The organism is Nitrincola sp. A-D6, from assembly GCF_000764495.1.
In the GTDB taxonomy this organism is placed as follows: Bacteria; Pseudomonadota; Gammaproteobacteria; order Pseudomonadales; family Balneatricaceae; genus Nitrincola.
The window spans coordinates 1-3,132 of sequence record NZ_JRLB01000100.1 but is presented as its reverse complement, the minus strand read 5'-3'; the positions used below and the strand labels follow the sequence as shown (position 1 = coordinate 3,132).

At 46.4% G+C, this 3,132-nt stretch carries 6 protein-coding genes; 2 read left to right on the top strand and 4 right to left on the bottom strand.

Features of this window, described 5'->3' with window-relative positions; all coding sequences use genetic code 11:
• On the bottom strand, positions 1 to 242 hold a 242-nt coding region (locus LH51_RS20205; RefSeq protein WP_081960872.1), incomplete at its 3' end, for a BrnT family toxin.
• A gap of 202 nt (positions 243 to 444) precedes the next feature.
• Between LH51_RS20205 and LH51_RS16180 the strand changes: the two genes are divergently transcribed.
• The gene (locus tag LH51_RS16180) at positions 445 to 639 is read left to right on the top strand and encodes a type II toxin-antitoxin system VapB family antitoxin (protein WP_036524128.1); all 195 of its coding nucleotides are present in this window, start codon (positions 445 to 447) and stop codon (positions 637 to 639) included.
• Entirely contained in the window at positions 636 to 1,037 is a 402-nt protein-coding gene (vapC, locus tag LH51_RS16175) for a type II toxin-antitoxin system VapC family toxin (RefSeq protein ID WP_036524123.1), read from the top strand. The genes LH51_RS16180 and vapC overlap by 4 nt, the downstream gene beginning before the upstream one ends.
• Before the next feature lie 435 nt (positions 1,038 to 1,472).
• Here vapC and map read toward each other — a convergent pair whose 3' ends face one another.
• The 3 genes from map to LH51_RS16155 all read right to left on the bottom strand — a co-directional run bounded on the left by map (position 1,473) and on the right by LH51_RS16155 (position 2,960).
• The gene (map, locus tag LH51_RS16165; RefSeq protein ID WP_036524119.1) at positions 1,473 to 2,246 is read right to left on the bottom strand and encodes a type I methionyl aminopeptidase; all 774 of its coding nucleotides are present in this window, start codon (positions 2,244 to 2,246) and stop codon (positions 1,473 to 1,475) included.
• Positions 2,239 to 2,445, bottom strand: coding sequence for a ParD-like family protein (locus tag LH51_RS16160; protein WP_036524130.1), 207 nt, complete (start codon positions 2,443 to 2,445; stop codon positions 2,239 to 2,241). Before LH51_RS16160 ends, map begins: the two co-directional genes overlap by 8 nt.
• Before the next feature lie 134 nt (positions 2,446 to 2,579).
• Complete coding sequence (locus LH51_RS16155) at positions 2,580 to 2,960, bottom strand: DUF2569 domain-containing protein (protein WP_235263794.1); 381 nt, start codon at positions 2,958 to 2,960, stop codon at positions 2,580 to 2,582.
• Positions 2,961 to 3,132: the final 172 nt, after the last annotated feature.

The following is a 3,132-nucleotide window of genomic DNA, read 5'->3' as shown; positions in this document are numbered from 1 at the left end:
CGCGCAGAGATAATTCGGATGGTCTCACCGTCTCTAACGCAGTGGCACACCACCAGCAAACGAGAATGGATGCTCGTTCCGAGGAGTATGAATCGGTCCTCGTCGGTAGAATGATCAGGATCCGCTATTAGGCGCCCGAACTTGTCTGTAAAGGCAGTTTTGGCCTCGTTGAACGAGACGTCATGCTTCTTTCGATTAGAGGCATCCTTGCGAGGATCCCAGTCAAAGGTGAGATGACTCATGAATTACATTGTAGTTACAGCGTAGGTATTGTCAAGGTGCCGAGTCAGATACTGTTAACGCCCCGCACAAGGGCGGCCAAATAAGCGCAGCGTTTTGGCTGTCCCAGCGACCAACGGGAGCGATTGCTGCGGATTGTTATGTTTTTTTACCCATGCTAAAGTGTGTACATAAGATCTATTTATACACACACCCAGGTGATTTATGAGAACCAACATAGTTATAGACGACAACTTGATGGATGCAGCCCTCAAGGCCTCCGGGTACAAAACCAAAAAAGAAGCGGTAGAACAAGGTCTTAAACTTCTTGTTTTACGAAGCCAGCAACAGGAAATTCGCAAGCTGCGCGGCCGAGTGAAATGGGAAGGTGACCTGGATGAGATGCGAGGCGGCAAGTGATCCTGGTCGATACCAGTGTTTGGATCGACTACCTTAACGGAGTCCAGAACCAGCATACGGATGCTTTGGATGCGGGAATTGTCACGGGCACTGTTGCCATGGGTGATTTGATTTTCTTGGAGATTCTTCAAGGTATCCGAAACGACAGCGAATATCGCTTGACCAAGCAGACACTGATGACCTTGGGCAGGCTTGAATTGTTTGGCGAAGGTATGCCTGAAAAATGTGCTGAAAATTATCGCGCACTCCGTAAAAAAGGGATCACCATCCGCAAAACCACTGATGTCATTATTGCGACTTTCTGCATCGAACGACGAATGCCGCTGCTATTTATTGATCGAGACTTCATTCCGTTCGTTGATCATCTAGGTTTGATCTCGGCGCTGCCGGAAACATAACGCTGAATGTTAAGCGGCGCCTGCGCAGCGCAGCGTAGTAGGCGTCCGGCGGACGGTCGCCAGGCCGGTAGTGAACTTGAACGATTGGTTATACTATAAGGCTACCACCCCCACCAGCCCCAAACCTTGGCTATACCGCGCCAGATACCCCGAGAATAGATGGAAACAGTTGCGGGAGCAGCAAGGCCAACACAGCAAAAACGATGATACAGGTGACGAGATAACTACTACTGAGAAAGCCATCCCAATAGATGGCCAACTCTATGTTTAACCAGAGCCAAACGAACGCTGCAGTTGGTACGGAGAAAAACAGCGATGCAAAGACGCTGATCAACCTTGATTCAATAGGCCCAGCTTGGCCGCGATTCCTTGGCATATTCTGTGACTACTCCTTGTGTATAACGTCCGGTTCGGGTTTCTGTGTGGAGCCGCTTGTTAAATACTCTCTTCGGTTCTGAGCGTCAATACCTCGTAACCATCTGAGGTAACCGCCACTGTATGCTCCCACTGAGCAGATAACTTCTTATCACTGGTGACAACAGTCCACCCATCTTTCTTCAACTTAACCTTGGCCTTACCCTGATTAATCATGGGCTCTATGGTAAACACCATCCCTTCTTGTAGAGCTAAACCTTTACCAGCCTGGCCATAATGCAGAACCTGTGGCTCCTCATGCATTTCTCGCCCAATTCCATGCCCACAATATTCGCGAACAACAGAATAGCCATGTTTCTGGGCGTGGCTCTGGATGGCATGACCAACATCACCAAGGGTCGCGCCAGGCTTTACACTCCTTATCCCTTCCCACATTGCCTCATAGGTTTTATCGACCAAACGCCTGGCGACCGGAGTCACGTTACCAATCATGTACATTTTGCTAGAGTCAGCGATAAATCCGCCCTGCTCCAACGTGATATCAACGTTGATAATATCACCGGATTTCAGCGTCTGAGTGGTTGAAGGAACGCCATGGCATACAACGTGATTTACAGAGCTATTCAGAACATACTGATACCCATACTGACCTTTACTCGCTGGACGAGCGCGCAGCTGATCAGTAATGTACCTCTCCGCCAGATCGTTGATATCCATCGTTGAGATACCACTCTCGATAAAGCCATCAAGGTAATCAAAAACCCTTGCCAGAAGCCGACCGGACTCCCGCATTACACTCAATTCTTCAGCACTTTTCAGCTTTACGCTAGCCACCGACAACCTTCCTTATGTCTACTTCGGCCAGTTTCATTTGCTCACGCATGATGTCAGAAAAAGACATACTGGGATTCGCCTCGGCGAGCATGCCAATCTTTATCCAATACTCAGCCTGAGCATTGATAGAGCGAACCATAACTGAGCTCGCTTTACGGATCTCCCCATGTAGCTCGTCGTCAATCTTAACAATTCCCATAGCAAACTCTCGATATACGATATGTATACGAATCATATATCGCCAGTGGCAGCCTTGCAATATGGTTAAAGGAGAAATTTAACGCTCAAAGCAGCTGCGAGCTACGCGTCGGCTGCCTTTGGTTGTTAGGTATTTTACTTTATAAAAGTTACTTCAACTCTTTCCGATACAAGCATGTAGGGAACCCATATAACAACCATAAACACTGAACGCATAAGCTCCTTAGTTGTATCAGGATCAAATACTGGCTCGTTCGGTAGGACCAACTTTAATGCAAAAGCATCTGCAACAATAAATATCAGGCTAAAAATAACTATACCAATATACCATTTAGGGAAATCTTTGCTCTTAGTGAAAAATTTGTATGCTATATATAGACAGACTACGATCAAACCAAAATTAATCAGTATTTCTCCTATAATAATTGGTGCCCATAGTGGGCTATATACTTCACTTCCTTGTCTTGTCAGAGCTTCCCATACACCTGTCGAAAATATCTCTGTATATGTAGTCATGAAAAATATGACGATCCGTATTGGAGTAAAAACTATTCCAATGGCCACTAATATCAACCTGAACTGGTCTAATGGATCCGGACACTTTAATTAGCGACAATATGAGTCAGCTATTGAGGTGTCATTATGAGTCAGAAACGAACCTACAAACAATACTCGGCAGAGTTCAAAG

Excerpts from the sequence above, each read along its gene's own strand:
- LH51_RS16180 (WP_036524128.1), top strand. The coding sequence starts at position 445 with ATGAGAACCAACATAGTTATAGACGACAACTTGATGGATGCAGCCCTC.
- LH51_RS16160 (WP_036524130.1), bottom strand. The coding sequence starts at position 2,445 with ATGGGAATTGTTAAGATTGACGACGAGCTACATGGGGAGATCCGTAAA.
- LH51_RS16155 (WP_235263794.1), bottom strand. The coding sequence starts at position 2,960 with ATGACTACATATACAGAGATATTTTCGACAGGTGTATGGGAAGCTCTG.